The organism is Ruegeria halocynthiae (assembly GCF_900106805.1).
Lineage (GTDB): Bacteria > Pseudomonadota > Alphaproteobacteria > Rhodobacterales > Rhodobacteraceae > Ruegeria > Ruegeria halocynthiae.
On record NZ_FNNP01000005.1, the window covers coordinates 1 to 17,151 of the forward strand.

14 protein-coding genes are annotated in these 17,151 nt (G+C 56.6%); 8 read left to right on the forward strand and 6 right to left on the reverse strand.

Annotation, left to right across the window (positions count from 1 at the left end):
• Window positions 1-361 precede the first annotated feature (361 nt).
• Window positions 362-2,563 (reverse strand): catalase/peroxidase HPI, encoded by a 2,202-nt coding sequence (gene katG, locus BLU89_RS13630; RefSeq protein ID WP_074737400.1) that lies wholly within the window; start codon window positions 2,561-2,563, stop codon window positions 362-364.
• 366 nt (window positions 2,564-2,929) lie between these two features.
• Between katG and BLU89_RS13635 the strand changes: the two genes are divergently transcribed.
• Window positions 2,930-4,543 carry a GMC family oxidoreductase gene (locus BLU89_RS13635; RefSeq protein WP_074737401.1) on the forward strand — a complete coding sequence of 538 codons (1,614 nt, stop codon included), beginning with the start codon at window positions 2,930-2,932 and terminating at the stop codon, window positions 4,541-4,543.
• Between the two features lie 15 nt (window positions 4,544-4,558).
• On the opposite strand, the gene BLU89_RS13640 is transcribed toward BLU89_RS13635, so the two are convergent.
• Window positions 4,559-5,542 carry a glycosyltransferase family 2 protein gene (locus BLU89_RS13640; protein ID WP_074737402.1) on the reverse strand — a complete coding sequence of 328 codons (984 nt, stop codon included), beginning with the start codon at window positions 5,540-5,542 and terminating at the stop codon, window positions 4,559-4,561.
• A 46-nt stretch (window positions 5,543-5,588) separates the two neighbouring features.
• Window positions 5,589-6,446 (reverse strand): SDR family oxidoreductase, encoded by an 858-nt coding sequence (locus tag BLU89_RS13645; protein ID WP_074737403.1) that lies wholly within the window; start codon window positions 6,444-6,446, stop codon window positions 5,589-5,591.
• Between the two features lie 88 nt (window positions 6,447-6,534).
• Between BLU89_RS13645 and BLU89_RS13650 the strand changes: the two genes are divergently transcribed.
• Complete coding sequence (locus BLU89_RS13650; RefSeq protein ID WP_074737404.1) at window positions 6,535-7,167, forward strand: class I SAM-dependent DNA methyltransferase; 633 nt, start codon at window positions 6,535-6,537, stop codon at window positions 7,165-7,167.
• A gap of 57 nt (window positions 7,168-7,224) precedes the next feature.
• Here BLU89_RS13650 and BLU89_RS13655 read toward each other — a convergent pair whose 3' ends face one another.
• Both BLU89_RS13655 and BLU89_RS13660 read right to left on the reverse strand, forming a co-directional pair.
• Window positions 7,225-8,211, reverse strand: coding sequence for a sterol desaturase family protein (locus BLU89_RS13655; protein WP_074737405.1), 987 nt, complete (start codon window positions 8,209-8,211; stop codon window positions 7,225-7,227).
• Window positions 8,212-8,234: 23 nt separating this feature from the next.
• Window positions 8,235-8,990, reverse strand: a complete 756-nt coding sequence (locus tag BLU89_RS13660) for a class II aldolase and adducin N-terminal domain-containing protein (RefSeq protein WP_074737406.1) — start codon at window positions 8,988-8,990, stop codon at window positions 8,235-8,237.
• Between the two features lie 113 nt (window positions 8,991-9,103).
• Here BLU89_RS13660 and BLU89_RS13665 point away from each other — a divergent pair, with 113 nt between their 5' ends.
• Window positions 9,104-9,985, forward strand: coding sequence for a LysR family transcriptional regulator (locus BLU89_RS13665; RefSeq protein ID WP_074737407.1), 882 nt, complete (start codon window positions 9,104-9,106; stop codon window positions 9,983-9,985).
• A gap of 89 nt (window positions 9,986-10,074) precedes the next feature.
• On the opposite strand, the gene BLU89_RS13670 is transcribed toward BLU89_RS13665, so the two are convergent.
• Window positions 10,075-10,503: a VOC family protein gene (locus BLU89_RS13670; protein WP_074737408.1), complete on the reverse strand. Its 429-nt coding sequence runs from the start codon at window positions 10,501-10,503 to the stop codon at window positions 10,075-10,077.
• A gap of 182 nt (window positions 10,504-10,685) precedes the next feature.
• Here BLU89_RS13670 and ade point away from each other — a divergent pair, with 182 nt between their 5' ends.
• From ade to BLU89_RS13695, 5 genes are all read left to right on the forward strand, one after another.
• Complete coding sequence (gene ade, locus BLU89_RS13675; RefSeq protein WP_074737409.1) at window positions 10,686-12,488, forward strand: adenine deaminase; 1,803 nt, start codon at window positions 10,686-10,688, stop codon at window positions 12,486-12,488.
• On the forward strand, window positions 12,485-13,948 hold the full coding sequence (locus BLU89_RS13680) for an AMP nucleosidase (protein WP_074737410.1): 1,464 nt from the start codon (window positions 12,485-12,487) through the stop codon (window positions 13,946-13,948). Before ade ends, BLU89_RS13680 begins: the two co-directional genes overlap by 4 nt.
• Before the next feature lie 130 nt (window positions 13,949-14,078).
• The gene (locus BLU89_RS13685) at window positions 14,079-14,366 is read left to right on the forward strand and encodes an HU family DNA-binding protein (protein ID WP_010442901.1); all 288 of its coding nucleotides are present in this window, start codon (window positions 14,079-14,081) and stop codon (window positions 14,364-14,366) included.
• 173 nt (window positions 14,367-14,539) lie between these two features.
• Window positions 14,540-16,087, forward strand: a complete 1,548-nt coding sequence (locus tag BLU89_RS13690) for a hypothetical protein (RefSeq protein ID WP_074737411.1) — start codon at window positions 14,540-14,542, stop codon at window positions 16,085-16,087.
• A gap of 173 nt (window positions 16,088-16,260) precedes the next feature.
• Entirely contained in the window at window positions 16,261-17,139 is an 879-nt protein-coding gene (locus BLU89_RS13695; RefSeq protein ID WP_074737412.1) for a DMT family transporter, read from the forward strand.
• Window positions 17,140-17,151 lie beyond the last annotated feature (12 nt).

The window sequence follows — 17,151 nt, forward strand, 5'->3', positions numbered from 1 at the left end:
GCCCACCGTCTCTCCGATGCGTCCAACCGTCTCTCCGGCCCGTCTCCACCGCCTCTCCGGTGCGTCACAAGCGCCTCAGCAGCGCCGGTGAAGGGGTATTTACGGATTAGACCAAAAACCTGCAACCCCCATTTTCAAAAAACTTCACATTTCCCGATGGAAACTTACTAAACTTAATGAAAACAACATATTAGATTTAGAAATACCGCTGCGAACACGTCAGCCAGCTGTGTGAGGCAAGAGTTTGGATGGCCTTTCAGCGGAATCGTACCCAATGCTTGGTAGGCGCTCCGGAGTCGGGTGAATGAAAACGCCGCCCAAGTCCTCTCGGGCGGCGCAATTCGCTGGGATGGTCGCGAGGTTACTTCAAATCAAATCGATCCGCGTTCATCACCTTGTTCCAGGCCGAGACAAAGTCACAGACAAATTTGCCTCCCGCATCGTCCTGGCCATAGACCTCGGCCAGCGCCCGCAGTTGCGAATTCGACCCAAAGACCAGATCCGCGCGGGTACCTGTCCACTTCACACCGCCGCTGGCACGATCACGACCCTCGTAGACGCCATCATCGGAGGGCTTCCACTCGGTTCCCATATCCAGCAGATTCACAAAGAAGTCGGTGCTGAGCGTACCAACCCGGTCGGTGAACACACCATGAGAGGTGCCACCGAAGTTTGTACCCAGCACACGCATCCCGCCAACAAGCGCCGTCATTTCCGGTGCGGACAATGACAGCAGTTGCGCTTTGTCCACCAACATGGCCTCGGCCGGAACCGAGTATTCCTTGCGCAGGTAGTTACGGAAACCGTCGGCGATGGGCTCCATCACGGCTATGGACTCGATATCCGTTTGTTCTTGTGAGGCATCGGTGCGGCCTGGTGTGAAGGGTACATCGACATCATGACCCGCAGCCTTTGCAGCCTGTTCAATGGCCGCGGCGCCGCCCAGAACAATGACATCGGCCAGCGAAACCTTTTTGCGGTCGGACTGCGCGTCATTGAATGATGCCTGAACACCTTCCAACGCGCCCAGCGCCTTGGACAGTTTCAGAGGTTCGTTGACGTCCCAGTCTTTTTGCGGGGCCAGACGCACACGCGCACCATTGGCACCGCCGCGCATGTCCGATCCTCGAAACGTCGAGGCAGAGGCCCATGCGGTTGAAACGAGTTCGGATACCGACAGACCAGTCCCGAGAATCTTGACCTTCAGATCCGCCACGTCCGCGTCGTCAATCAATTCGTGATCAACGGCTGGTACGTTATCCTGCCACAACAACTCTTCCGTAGGGACGTCAGCGCCCAGATAGCGCGCGCGTGGACCCATGTCGCGGTGGGTCAGCTTGAACCATGCGCGGGCGAAGGCATCGGCGAACTCCGCCGGGTTTTCGTGGAAACGCTTGGAGATTGGGCCATAGATCGGGTCCATGCGCATCGCCATGTCGGCGGTGGTCATCATGGTCTTGACCTTCTTGGACGGATCATGCGCCGCGGGGGCCATGTCTTCGTCTTTCACGCCGACCGGCTCCCAAATCCATGCGCCCGAGGGGCTTTTGGTCAGGTTCCAGTCATACCCGAACAGAAGGTCGAAATAACCGTTGTCCCATTTGATTGGGTTCGCTGTCCACGCGCCCTCGATTCCCGAGGTCGTGGTGTCATCACCCTTGCCCGAGCCGAACTTGTTGATCCAGCCAAAGCCCAACTCCTCGATCGGAGCGGCTTCTGGCTCAGGTCCAACCAGATCGGGATCACCTGCACCATGGGCCTTACCAAACGTGTGACCGCCAGCGACCAAGGCTACGGTTTCTTCATCGTTCATTGCCATCCGGCCAAAGGTGTCGCGGATATCCCGGCCAGAGGCCAAAATATCGGGCTGACCGTCGGGGCCTTCGGGATTCACATAGATCAGGCCCATCTGAACGGCCGCCAACGGGTTCTCAAGATCACGCTCGCCCGAATAGCGGCTGTGCGGATTCTCAGTCGGGGCCAGCCAGTCGGTTTCGGCGCCCCAATAAATGTCTTCTTCAGGCGCCCAGATATCTTCGCGGCCACCAGAGAACCCGAACGTCTTACCGCCCATGGATTCAATGGCGCAATTGCCTGCCAGAATGTAAAGGTCAGCCCACGAGATCTGATTACCGTATTTCTGTTTAATCGGCCACAGCAGGCGGCGTGCCTTGTCCAGGTTGCCATTGTCCGGCCAGCTGTTCAGAGGCGCGAAGCGCTGATTGCCGGTCGAAGCGCCACCGCGACCATCTGCTGTCCTGTAAGTACCAGATGAGTGCCACGCCATACGGATGAACAAACCGCCATAGTGGCCGTAGTCTGCAGGCCACCAATCCTGCGAGTCAGTCATCAGCGCATATAGGTCATCTTTCAACGCCTTAAGGTCGAGCTTTTGGAATTCTTCGGCGTAGTTGAATGTCTCTCCCATCGGGTTAGAGGCCGGCCCATGCTGGTGCAGGATCGACAGATTCAGCCGGTTCGGCCACCAATCGCGGTTGGTCCGCGGCTCAGCGCCATGCATTACCGGGCATTTGCCCGTATTGGGGGTGTCACTTCCATCCATTTTTATCTCCGATCCTGGCTATAGTTTTGTGTCGCGCGGTTAAGTTTGATCCGAAAAACAGACCCCCAGAGTGTCACTGCGCCCAGCATGACACCGGACGCCGCAATTTGATGCGCAGCTGCGTCCGGGCCTCATGGTGGAAATTTGCACTAACGACTCATTCTTTCTGTCTGACCATAGATTTAGCAAATCGAAGTCATTTATATAAGTTTTGTTTTTTGATTAAACTGATAACTATAAACTATCACAATGTGTGCTGGATGCGGTTCGTCGGTTGGGTCCCTATCGATATAGCCGCAGCGTCATGATTGCGTTTTCACCGCCGGCGCACAGACTGGCACGCGGATACGACAGGAGGGGACGGCAGTGAAGTTCGACTATGTGATCGTAGGCGGTGGTTCGGCTGGCGCGGTTCTGGCCAATCGGCTTAGCACAAATCCTGCAACCAAAGTATGCCTTCTGGAAGCAGGCGGGCGCGGCAACAGTTTGCTTGTCCGTATGCCAGCCGCAGTTGTCGCCATGTTGCCAGGGCGGCCTCGGATCAACAACTGGGCCTTTGATACCGTCCCACAACCCGGTTTGAACGGGCGCAAGGGCTACCAGCCGCGCGGCAAAGCGCTTGGCGGATCAAGTGCGATAAATGCAATGCTGTACGTCCGGGGGCAGCGTCAGGACTATGATGGCTGGGCCGACCTTGGATGTGAGGGGTGGGATTGGGACAGCGTGCTGCCCTATTTCAAACGTTCGGAAAACAATGAACGCGGAGCCGATGATCTGCATGGCGATTCCGGCCCGCTTCAGGTGTCCAATCAGAAAGAAGAGCGCCCAATCACCCGCGCATTCGTCGAGGCCGCCACCCAGATGCAGCACCGCTGGACCGAGGATTTCAACCGCGGGGACAATGAGGGGGCTGGCCTCTATCAGGTCACACAATTCCACGACCCGGCCCGCAATGGGGAACGGTGTTCGGCAGCGGCGGCATATCTGTTTCCGGTCATGGGCAGGCCAAACCTTACGGTTATCACCGGCGCCCATGTTCAACACCTGACCTTTAATGGATTGCGCGCAACCGGTGTGATCTATCGCAAGGGCAATGAATCCGGCATCACCATCTCAGCCGACCGCGAGGTTCTGCTGTGCGCCGGGGCGCTGAAATCTCCGCATCTTCTGATGCTGTCTGGCATCGGCGATGGCGCGGTTTTGGCAAAACATGGCATCAAGGTTCGGCATGACCTGCCGGGAGTGGGGCAAAATCTTCAGGACCACCTGGATTTCACGCTCGCCTATAAAACCAAAAACACCGACACTTTCGGGATCGGTGCGATTGGGACGGCCAAACTGATGCATCATTTGTGGCGCTGGAGAAAATCAGGCGCGTCGATGGCGGCAACTCCTTTTGCTGAAGGGGCGGCCTTTCTGAAAACCGCGCCAGACCTTGAAAGGCCGGATATCCAACTGCACTTTGCCATCGCATTGGTCGATGATCACGCGCGCAAGCTGCATATGGGATACGGCTATAGCTGCCATATCTGCAAACTGCGCCCGGACAGCCGGGGATCGGTTTCGCTGAACAGCGCCGACCCGATGGCCTCGCCCGCGATCGATCCTGGATTTCTGTCTGACCCGCGCGATCTGGACACGATGATTAAAGGCGCCCGGATGACGCGGGACATCATGCAGGCTCCGGCATTGAGCAAATACAAGAGTAAAGAGCTGTTTGGCACTGACTCCGCCCAAAGCGATGCGGATTGGGAGGGCCATATCCGCGCCCGCGCGGACACGATCTATCACCCCGTGGGCACCTGCAGGATGGGTAACGATCCCATGTCGGTTGTCGGCCCGGACTTGCGCGTTCGGGGAATCGACGGGCTGCGCGTGGTCGATGCCTCGATCATGCCGACACTGATATCGGGAAATACCAATGCGCCAACCATGATGATTGCCGAAAAAGCATCAGATCTGATACGCGCATCTGTCTGATCCGTTGGCGCAGGTTCAGTGACCGCTGACTTTCTTGTAAAGCGCCGACTTATACCCAAAGGGGATGCCCAGAACCCCTACCAGCCATCCGGCGGTGCGGGCGATTTGAATCAATCGACGATCCGGTTGAAACGGGAACAACAGGATTGCCCCCAGCAGCCCCAGCAGGCGCAACGGGGTGCTCAGAAAACCCAAGACAGCCTTGGTCGGCTTTTGATCCAGCTTGCGGCGCATATGGGTGTTTGACTGATCCCGCCCTCTTGCGGCCTGATACCAGAAAGACAAGCGCTCGGGCGGAATAGTCTCGTACACGAAGGCGTCAGGCACCCAACCCACAGGCAGCCCGGCGGCAACGGTCTCGGCGTAGAATTTCGCATCCGTCCCGCCAGTCATCCGCATCGCTTCATCAAACCAGAGGCCAGATTCACTGAACAGGCGTGTTTCACCCAGCCAGTTGTTGGTCACGATGGTCACGCCGCCCGTATTGTTCAGCGTGGCCCTCTTCGCAGCCGCGTTTTCTTTGTCGAGATAACGGTTGCTGATGTTGCGCAGCATCAGCCGCTGCAGCACGGTTTCCGAACCCGTTGGCGCCGCCGCGCGGAGCGGAGCCCCCAGCAACACTGCCGAACTATTGCGATAGCCAGCAACCAACCGCTCGAGCCAGTCGACCGCCACCACTTCGTCATCATCTACAAAGCACAGCAGATCGGAACCATCCTGCACCGCTTCGCGCGCTGCACGGTTGCGCCCGAAGGGGATACCAAGCTCGGTCTCAAGGGCATAATCCAAACCGGCGCCGTTGGGCAGAACCTCACCCGCTGCGCGAACCGTATCTTCACTGAGCGCCGCGTTGTCGTTTTCCACCACCAGACAACGTACCGAGCAACCAGGCGGCAGCTTCATCTCGCCCCAGCTGTGGATCAACGCAGCCAGCATTTCGGGGCGTTGCCGGGTCAGGGTCGAAACGGTGATCTTCAACGGGACAGAGCGATCCTTCATCGAACCCCCATACAACCCGCATCGGTTTCTTGACAAGGCACAGCCGTCACAAGGTGCTGTTCTGATGCTGCATCAGCGCCTCAAGCCCAACGCGGTAATTCGGATAAAGCAAGGAGACACCCAGCTCATCCTTGATCCGGTCATTTCGAACCCGCTTGTTTTCGTTGTAAAAACTGCGCGCCATCGGGGTCAGGTCGGCTTCATCGAATTGAACCGCAGGAGGCAGCGGCAGGCCCTGCAACTCGGCCGCATAGCCGATCACATCCTGTGGCGGCACAGGCTCGTCATCGCAGACATTGTATATTGCGCCCGGATTGGGACTGGCCATCGAAGCCGTCAGCACCTGTGCAATGTCATCGACATGAATGCGTGAAAACACCTGCCCCGGCTTGATGATCCGCCGCAAACCACCGCGTTTGAGCTTCGAGAACGGCCCGCGCCCCGGCCCGTAAATACCCGCCAAACGGAATATATGCAGGGGCAGGCCCGTAATCCCGCCCCATTGGTTTTCGGCGCGAACGCGCCACCGACCTCGTTCGGCGGTCGGTGCGGGCGGCGTGGTCTCATCCACCCAGCCTCCCTGGTGATCGCCATAAACTGCCGTGGTCGACAGATACCCAACCCATTTGAACTGCCCGGCACGCGCAGCAATCTCGTCCTTCATCGCTGCTAGCACAGGATCACCCTCGGCCGTGGGCGCGATCGAGATCAGAAGATGTGTAATTCCATCCAGATCCGGTCGCTCTCCCGGCCAGACACAGGGTTCAGCGCCCGAGGCGCGAATGGTCTTAAGCTGTTTGGGGTCGCGGGTGGTTCCGATGATCCGCCAGGCCGCAGGATCAAGTCGCTTCGCTGTTGCTCGGGCGGAGTAGCCGTGGCCGAAGGAAAAGAGTGTCTGTGTCATAACTCCTTTGATGATCCGCCCGGTCCGGGGATGCAAGCGCCGGATGGACGCACTTGATTCGAATCCCCTGATACGCATTCATTGATACATGAATAAAAAAACACCCGACTTGCACGCCGCCTATTCCCTGAAATCGCCCGAGGAGAACAAGCGTCTCTATGGAGAATGGGCTGGGGATTATGACGACAATTTTGCTGCGCTGGAGGATTATCAACTCCACATCCATACGGCACGCGCCTTCGTGGGTGCCGGCGGGCAAGGCCCGGTGTTGGATGTAGGCGCGGGCACAGGATTATGCGGAGCGATTCTGGCCGGGCTGGGCATGGGCCCGATCGACGCCACTGATATCAGCGCCGAAATGCTGGATCAGGCGATGCGCAAGGACATCTACCGCGACGCGATCGAGGCCGATCTGAATCAGGGTCTGCCTGTCCCGCGCGACTGCTATGCTGGCGTCGTTTCATCAGGAACCTTCACCCATGGCCATCTGGGGCCTGAAGTTATACCAGCACTTTTGCGCGTTGCGCGGCCCGGCGCGCAATTCGCCCTGTCGATTAACGCAAAGCACTTTGAGGCATTGGGATTCTCCGACGCTTTCCTCCACCTCGAAACGGCGCAGATTTGCAATCTTTCATTTGCTGAGGTCCTGATATATGGCGAATTGGCCGCTGGCCCCAACAAAGATGATGTCGCATTGATCGCGCTGTTCGAAAAGAGATAACTAAGGCCCTAATTAGGATGGGTCTGAATAATTTGGGAACTAAGCCGTACCAAACACCTAGGTATACATCTGTTTTTTGTAGGCCCGCGTCCGCGTTGTCGCCTCAGCTGAACCATCGTGATAGGTGCCGAACCACTTGTCGAAGGGGATTTCGGAAGTTCCGTAGTTGCACTCGAAGTACCGGTGATGCAGCTGATGAAAGAAATCTCCTGCCCGTGCGGCGTCTGTCTCGCCAGCCTTCAACTTTTCGAATCCCGAATGGGACAGCACCGGGCTGATCTGTTGGAAGTAGGCGTGAAACAGCAGATGCAGGGGATGCGAGGGCACGATCAGGTGGATGAAGTAGGTTGTGAAATAGAGTGTGTTTTCATACCAGTGGTTCGATATTCCCGACCACGGCCCGATATTGACGTTGCGGTGATGCACGGCATGGACGTGCTTATAGAGCTTCGGGTGATGCTCCAACCGGTGCACCCAGTAGAAATGAAACCCTGACCACATCGGGATAAGCATCAACCAGATCACGAACCAGACCGGTGCAGCGGCCCAGGTAATCACGGGTGCGTAGCCGTTCGCCATCGCCCAATAGATCAACCATTGATAAATGGTTGCCACGGTCATTGCACTGCCCAGCGTCCACCAGATGTTGTCCAGAACCTGGTTTCGAAAAGTAAACGTACCGTTGCCGCGTGTCAGATCGCGACGGTCGAACTTTTTGTACATGCCTTGACCCTTGCGCATGTAAAGCCACCAGTGCAGACCGCCCGCCACCAAGATCTGAGGCACCATGTTCAACAACCAGATGCGGAACATCCAACCGGGCGCAAAGGTCTGCATAGTCTCTAATGCAGGAAAAAACGTCATATAAGCGACCACGGCCAGCACCATGCAGAGTGTCAGCGACGTGAGAGGCAACCAGGCGCCTTTGTACCAGTGCAAGACTGCAGCAGGGCGAGGCGGCCAGTTGAACAGCGGGTTCAGACCAACAGGGCCTTTTGGGCGATAGTTCCAGCGGGCGGCCTCTGCGTCATGAACATCGGTCATGGCTGACACTCCTTAGCAGACAATCAGGTTGCGTAGTCCGAACCGTCGGCATCCAGCACAGTTTTGATCTCACGTAGATGCGCGTCGGCCTGACCAGGGTAATCATCCAATTCCTGCGCGGTTTTCTCGGCAATTTCGTCAGATAGAACGCGCAAAGGTTGTCCGGTTTGAAGCGCACGAATGTAAGTTTCTGCGGCGCGTTCAAAATAATAGAGTCTATTAAAGGCATCTGCAGGGCTGCTACCGATCACCAGGACCCCGTGATTGCCCATGATCATAACCTTTTTCTTCGGGTCCGAGAGCATTGAGGCACACCGTTCGCCTTCGCTTTCAAACGCCAGACCACCGAATTCCTCGTCGATCACATAACGGTTAAAAAAGGTTGCGGTGTTCTGATCGATCGGAGGCAGGTTACTGTCCGCAAGGGACGCCAGAACCGTGGCAAAGATCGAATGTACATGCATAACACAGCGCGCATGTCGGCAATGACGGTGGATTGAGCCATGCAACCCCCAAGCCGTGGGGTCAGGTGCGCCGGGCAGGTCCATGACTTCTGCATCATTAGCATCCAGCAACAGCAGATTGGACGCGGTGACACGTGAGAAATGCATCTGGTTGGCATTCATCAGGAATTGCGTGCCGTCCTGATTGACAGCGAGGCTGAAGTGGTTCGCCACCCCTTCATGCATGTTCAGCCGCTCGGTCCAACGGAAGGCCGCAGCCATATCCACACGCTCGGACCAGTGATCGATATTGGGGCGCAGGTCGGTAACACTCATGCCGGCTCCTTCGTTGGGGGATCGAGTCTTTGAGTGAAATCGTGCCCGCGCCGTAAAAATTTGACCAACGAAAAAAACAGGCATAATTCATTAGTCAAACTAATGGTAGAGTTATGCATAATCAGAAACCACTTCCACCGCTGGGTTGGCTGCGCACCTTCGAGGCCGCAGCCCGCCACCTGTCGTTCACAGGCGCAGCGCGTGATCTGAATATGACCCAAAGCGCCGTCAGCCAGCAGGTTAAATCGCTGGAAGGCTATCTGGGCCAACCTCTGTTCCTGCGTCGTCCGCGTGCGCTGGAACTGACCGAAGCGGGCATTACCTATCTGCCAGTCGTGCGCGAGGCGTTCCGGACACTGGTCCGGGGCACTCAGGCCGTCACGGGTGCGCAGCAAAACGCGGTTCAGGTGCAGTGCAACATCACTTTTGCCGTCAATTGGCTGGCGCCGCGTTTGCCACGGTTTCGTGAGCTTTACCCGAATGTGCATCTGAACATCTTCACCGAACTATGGGAGCCTCGCGAAATGGCCGAGGGTGCGGCCGTCGAAGTTCGGTATTCTCTGCGCCCGGCCGATACTGTGCGCACTGAGTTATTGCGAACGGATCACTACTATCCGGTCTGCACGCCCGGCTTCCAGGTGACCCTGGAGACGCTGCAACAGCAGCCCCTATTCGATTGTTCGAATTTGCTATCGAATTGGCAAAACTGGATCACAGATCAGGGTCTAAATTGGGAAAAACCGCAGGTTACCTATTCGACGACCTATCTGGTCAGCCTGTCCGTCGCGATGGCCGGGGGCGGGTTGTGTCTGGCTCATGACGTGATTGCAAAGCGCCTGATTGACGAAGGTCGCCTGATCGCGCCATTCAACTATCGCGCCGCCATGCCCGAGGCCTATTACCTGCTGCTGTCCCCCCAGGCAGAGGAAACGCCCGGTGCGGTCGCATTTGTCGATTGGCTGCGCGCAGAGATCGAAGCCGAAACCAATACTTGAGCTCAATAGCTCCCGCCCATGGTCATTTCGCCAAAGGGCATCTCCTCTGGTTGGGCCGGGCAGCGCTATCGCGCTGCAGTCAGCCAAAATCAGTCGGATTCGCGTGGACGGCTGGGCACCCAAGCATATCCGTTTTCGCACAATATATATGCCTCACGCAGGCCATGTGGTTTGTCACCGGGGGGTTGCAGTATGGTTACGCCAGCATTTATCGCCCGCCTGACTGCAACATCGGGATCCGTCTCGTACAGGCGAATCTCGGCCCCTGCGCCCCGAAGCGGCGATTCCGGCAATAATCCCAGCAACGGGTTTGAATGGTATGTGCCATCCGCGTGCAACTGAAACACTTGCCCTGCATATGTGACAATCGCGAAATCTGCCGTCACCTGATAGCAGGACATGTCAAAAACAGTCTCTAAAAAGGCACATTCAGCCTTTACATCCCGAACCAGAAGATTCAGCCCTATCCCGCGCAGGCTCCGGCCGAAACCATCGGCGTCTATCGTATCATAATCCATGTCGCCAGATTGATCCGCGCCTGCCCAACAAGGCAAGCCCTTGCAGTGCACAATTTATTGAGGCCGGACAGGTGTAATGGCGGCCACTATTCCAAAGCTTCAGCCTGCGATTTCCGGTGACGGCTTCCTGATACTCGGAACACAGGGGTTGAACCTTTCTGCGCATTGGGAAAAGTTGGGCCATGGAACACACCCCTTTCCCAAGCTGGCCCGAATCCGCCCCCCAACTGATCGCTGTGGCTGCAGGCCGTGCCCCGGCCGATATGGTGATCCGCGGTGGCACTTGGGTAAATGTACACAGCCGAGAAACTTTACCCGATCACGATGTTGCCATTGCTGCCGGACGTGTGGCCTTTGTGGGAACTGATGCGTCCCACTGCGTCGGTCCCGAGACAGAGATCATCGAGGCGCAAGGCCGCTTTATGATCCCCGGATTATGCGATGCGCATATGCATATCGAATCGGGAATGCTGACACCTGCCGAATTTGCCCGCGCTGTCATTCCGCATGGCACCACATCAATGTTCACCGATCCGCATGAGATTGCCAACGTGATGGGTTTGGAAGGCGTGCGCCTGATGCATGATGAGGCACTTTTGCAGCCGGTGAATATCTTCACCCAGATGCCATCCTGCGCACCCTCGGCGCCGGGGTTGGAGACCACAGGCTACGAGATCACTGCCGAAGACGTATCCGAGGCGATGTCATGGCCCGGCATTATCGGGTTAGGAGAGATGATGAACTTTCCCGGCGTAATTCATGGCGACCCCAAAATGCTGGCAGAAATCGCCGCCACTCAACAGGCGGGTAAAACAGTGGGCGGACATTACGCATCGCCTGATCTGGGGCCCGCATTCGCCGCATATGTCGCGGGCGGTCCAGCGGATGATCACGAAGGCACCTGCGAGGCCGACTCCGTTGCCCGGGTGCGGCAGGGGATGCGGTCGATGATGCGGTTGGGGTCGGCGTGGTACGATGTGGAAAGCCAGATCACCGCTGTCACAGAAAAGGGGCTGGACCCGAGGAACTTCATTCTGTGCACGGATGACTGCCATTCGGGAACTCTGGTCAATGACGGGCACATGAACCGCGTGGTGCGCCATGCGATTGCTTGTGGATGCGCCCCTCTGGTTGCGTTGCAAATGGCGACGATCAATACAGCGACACATTTTGGGCTTGAGCGCGAGATCGGCTCGATCACCCCGGGGCGGCGCGCTGATATTGTTCTGAGTTCAGACCTGACCAAACTGCCCATCGAAACCGTCATTGCGCGCGGTCAGGTCGTGGCCGAAAACGGGGTAGTAATGGTCGACTGCCCGCACCTGAACTGGCCCGCGAAAGCGCGGAATACCGTTCATCTGGGGCATGAACTGACCGCGACTGATTTCGAGATCGCAGCCCCTGCCGGAGCAAATCGTATCAGGGCGAACGTCATTGGCGTGGTCGAAAATCAGGCTCCGACGCAGGCATTGAAGTCCGAGTTGCCGATCATCGAAGGGCTGGTCGAAGGCGAAGGAGATGTTTGCCAGATCGCGCTGGTTGAACGGCACCGCGCCACAGGCGGTGTGACGAACGCCTTTGTCTCGGGCTTCGGATATCAGGGTAGAATGGCGATCGCCTCAACCGTGGCGCATGACAGTCATCACATGATCGTGGTGGGCACCGACCGCGCACAGATGGCGATGGCCGCAAACCGGCTGGCCGAGGTGGGTGGCGGCATCACCATCTTCCGGGAGGGCGAAGAACTGGCGCTGGTGGAACTGCCCATTGCTGGCCTAATGTCGGACAGCCCGGCCACCGAAGTCGCCGCCAAGGCCGAGCAGATGGTCGCGGCCATGCAGGCCTGCGGCTGCCAGCTCAACAACGCATATATGCAGCATTCTCTGCTGGCATTGGTCGTGATCCCCGAGTTGCGGATATCCGATCTGGGGCTGGTGGACGTGCGTACATTCGAAAAAATCGACCTTCTGGAACCCCTTGCATGACAACAATCAGAACTCCTGACGTTCCCAAACCAGAGAAATTTACCGACCCGCTTGCGGCCGTCGCACGTTTGGAAGCGCTCTATGAACAGGCAACGAGTTTCCTGTGTAACCACTTTGCCAGCGCATTGAAGAACGGCACCCCCACCGAAAGATACCGCGCGTTCTACCCGGAAATTCGGATTAGGACATCCTCTTACGCGCAGGTCGACAGCCGGCTGAGCTTTGGCCATGTGTCCGAACCGGGCACCCATGCAACTACGGTCACGCGGCCCGATCTGTTCCGATCCTACCTGACCCAGCAGATCGCGCTGTTGATCAAGAACCACGACCAACCGGTGACCATCGGTGCTTCGGAAACGCCGATCCCGGTGCACTTTGCCGTGGCCAACAACCCGGATCTGGTTGTTCCGCATCAGGGCGCCGCCGGATTTACACTGCGCGATGCGTTTGATGTGCCGGATCTGAATACCACCAACGACGACATCGTTAACGGGGTTTACGAACCTGAGAACGATGCCGAGCCCCTTGCTTTGTTCACCGCCCAGCGCGTGGATTACTCACTGGCGCGACTGTCGCATTACACCGCAACGGACCCAAGCCATTTCCAGAACCACGTTCTGTTCACCAACTATCAGTTCTATGTCTCGGAATTCGAGAACTACGCACGGGCTCAGCTCGCCGATGCCGACAGCGGCTATACCAGCTTTGTCTCGACCGGAAATGTCGAGATTACAGATCCCGACGCCGCGCTGGAGCAACCCCTGAAGCTGCCGCAGATGCCGACTTATCACCTGAAACGCGCGGATGGATCGGGGATCACGCTGGTCAATATCGGAGTTGGGCCGTCAAATGCCAAAACGGCCACCGACCATATCGCCGTTTTGCGCCCGCACGCCTGGTTGATGGTCGGCCACTGCGCCGGACTGCGCAACACGCAAGCGCTGGGGGATTTCGTTCTGGCCCATGCCTATCTGCGCGAGGATAAGGTGCTTGATGACGACCTGCCGGTTTGGGTGCCGATCCCGCCCCTGGCCGAGGTTCAGGTGGCGCTGGAACGTGCCGTGGCCGAGGTGACGGAACTGGAAGGGTTCGAGTTGAAGCGGATCATGCGTACGGGCACGGTCGCCTCGGTCGACAACCGCAACTGGGAACTGCGCGATCAGTCCGGGCCGGTGCAACGGCTCAGCCAGTCACGTGCGATTGCACTGGATATGGAAAGCGCGACGATTGCGGCAAACGGCTACAGATTCCGTGTTCCTTACGGCACATTGCTCTGTGTTTCAGACAAACCTTTACACGGTGAATTAAAGCTTCCTGGCATGGCTTCGGCGTTCTATACCACTCAGGTCCGCCGTCATCTGGCGATTGGAATCCGGGCGATGGAACATCTTCGGGGTATGCCGCTGGAGCGTTTGCACAGCCGGAAATTGCGTTCTTTCGACGAAACCGCCTTTCTCTGAAGCAAAAAAGCAACGAATTCCCCCTATTTTTGGGGTTTTTGGTGCTACTATTCGTTGTGTTCGGACACAATATCCCGTTACAGTTACGCGGTGAGGCCCTATAGATCGGGCACGTTAAGGAGACCAAGAAATGGCAAAGCCTATGACAAAGACTCAGCTGGTGGCTGCTCTCGCTGAGGAAATGGGAACTGACAAGAAATCCGCAAACGCCGCGTTGGAGGCCATGACTGGCCTGATCACACGCGAAGTTTCGGCAGGTGGCGCCGTCACCCTGCCCGGCGTTGGCAAAATCTACTGCCGCGAGCGCCCCGAGCGCATGGTGCGCAACCCCGCCACCGGCGAGCAATTCAAGAAAGAGGCCGACAAGGTGGTCAAGATGACCATCGCAAAGGCGCTGAAAGATAGCGTCAACGGCTAATAACCGAACACGGATCTTAAAATCGAAAGGGTCGCCATCCGGCGGCCCTTTTCTTTTCTAGACGTTTAGCACTGCGACATTTTTTACACTCATGTTCGTGGACTCTCGTCATAGTTGTGTCATATTTCCAATACACTCGTAATGTGAGTATATTGAAGAAGGATCCTCGATTTATGACGCGTTATCAAACTACTGAATTTGATACAGAAAACCAGTTTGACTGGGCAAGCATTCAATACACTATCGAAGATGATGTCATCGTCGCAACGCGGACCATGTTTGATGCGGGGTACGAGGTCTTCGGGACCTACGAAGACGGCATATTGCGCCGGGAATTTAATGCCGGAACCGAAGAGGCGTTGGGCTTTGATAACCGGGTCATCGAATATGATACCGACGGCAAAATGACCGAACGCGGCACGGTTTATCCCGACAATCTCCGCATCACAGAAACATTCCAAAGCGGCGTTCCGAGTGAGACGCTCATCCAGGATGGGTTCTTTGGAGATGGAGTAAAGCCCTGGAACCAGATCGTGCTGAACTATGATGCGGCGGGCAACATCATAGGGCGCACGATAACTTACGATGACGCTCCACAGACGGTCGAGGCATTTGCTCCTGGTCACTTCAAGACGATTCAAGATTTCCTTCAGACCAAATCCTGGGACACGATTGATACGTTCTTCGACATAAACGGGAACAGAACCGGGCGGACAACCGCGTATGACAATGGGATCGTCAAGCAGGAAACATGGACTGGCGGGCAACGCAGCAGCATAACCCAGACAGACGATAATGACGCGAAATCGTGGGAGTCCATTAGCACGACCTTTGACGACAACGGGAAGACATCCGAAAAGACAACGACATACGACAATGGCATCGTGAAACACGAGAGCTGGTCTGATGGAAAACGTGTCAGCATTTCTCAAACGGATGAGCAGAACGCGAAATCGTGGGATTCGATTACGACCACATATCTGGACGGGGAAATCTCTGAACGCCGTGTTGAGAAAGACAATGGTGACGTAAACGTCACGCTCTATTCGGACGGAAATCGGTCTCAGACGATGCAATTGGATGGGGATGACAGCACATCTTGGGTTTTGAAAGTCGTCAGCTATCCCGATGCAGGCGGGAAAGAGATCGCGTTGTTTGAAGCGGTCGAAGACACTCCGGAAACGTTCTTCCAATACTTCCCTGAATTGACCCCGCCCGTTGCGCTTGAGGAATTTGTGCTCGATTTTGATGATGGCACACGCATCAAAGACAGTGATCAGGTTCTGGATGGAACGTTCATCGCAAGTGTCAGCAAAGGGCAGAGAGACATCGATGGTGCACTTGCACCCAACGAATATGGTGGCTCGACGCCGGATACCGACCTTGAGGCGTTCAACGCTTGGGGCGCTACTGTTGGTTTTACCAAAAGCGATGGCGACGAGTTCAACTTTGACAGCGTTTCCTTGGCCAACGCTTCGAAAGCGGACACTACACATATCCCAGAGTCCAACTGGGCCAACCAGGTCACGATCAATGCCTATAACGATGATGTGCTGATCCATTCCGCAGAAGTCGATCTGACCTTCGACCATGTTACCCACGAATTTGACTGGCGAGATATCGACCATCTCGAGTTCGTCGCATCAGGCGGTGAGATCACCAACGACCATGTTGAAAACGCGGGTTGGTTCTCGATGGACGATCTCAGCCTTTTTGCCTGATTATCGGGACTGACAGTAACCAAGGGATGAGCAAGGCTTTTTCGCAAAAGCTTTGCTTATTCTGCTCATCCATTGAATCCAATTCCCGGTTGAACCGGATGTTTAACACTTTGGGTGCTTGCAGCTGTCGATAAAATCATGAAAAGTCACCCGGATTTCCCGAGGAGGCTGTATTGGATCTGCGTGCCATAGTTATGGGGCTTTTCTTTGCCCTGATCTGGTCATCGGCCTTCACCTCGGCTCGAATCATCGTCTCCGATGCATCACCTTTGTTTTCGCTGGCGCTGCGTTTTTTGATCTCTGGTCTTCTGGGTGTGGCCATCGCACGTGTGATGGGGCAGAGCTGGCATCTGACGCGCGCGCAATGGCGCGCCACCATTCTATTCGGAATTTGCCAGAATGCCCTTTATTTGGGTCTGAATTTCTATGCCATGCAGACGGTCGAGGCCTCTTTGGCAGCGATTGTCGCCTCAACCATGCCATTGCTGGTTGCCTTGGCCGGCTGGCTGCTTCTGGATGAGCGACTGCGCCCGCTGGGTATCATCGGCCTGCTTGCGGGTTTTGCCGGTGTGGCCTTGATCATGAGCAGCCGGATCAGTGCCGGTGTCGACCTGTTTGGCGTGTTGCTCTGCGGGATCGGCGCTCTTGCACTGACCTTCGCCACCCTTGCTGTGCGCGGCGCAACCTCGGGCGGGAACTTCATGATGGTGGTCGGGCTGCAAATGCTGATCGGTTCTGCGGTGCTGTTCCTTGCTGCTCCGATGTTCGAGACAATCTATATCCACCCCACTCTGCCCTTCATGCTTGCATTCGCCTACACCACTTTGTTCCCAGGCTTGCTGGCAACACTCATCTGGTTCCTTCTGCTGGACCGCATAGGCCCGATCCGCGCGGCAACCTTTCACTTTCTCAATCCGGTATTCGGCGTGACCATAGCCGCCATTATGCTGGGCGAAAAACTGGGTCCACTGGATGCGGTGGGCGTGCTGATCACGACGTTGGGAATTCTGGCGGTACAATTGTCGCGGCAGCCTGCAACCAAACCAGCCTGAGCTACCGCACGT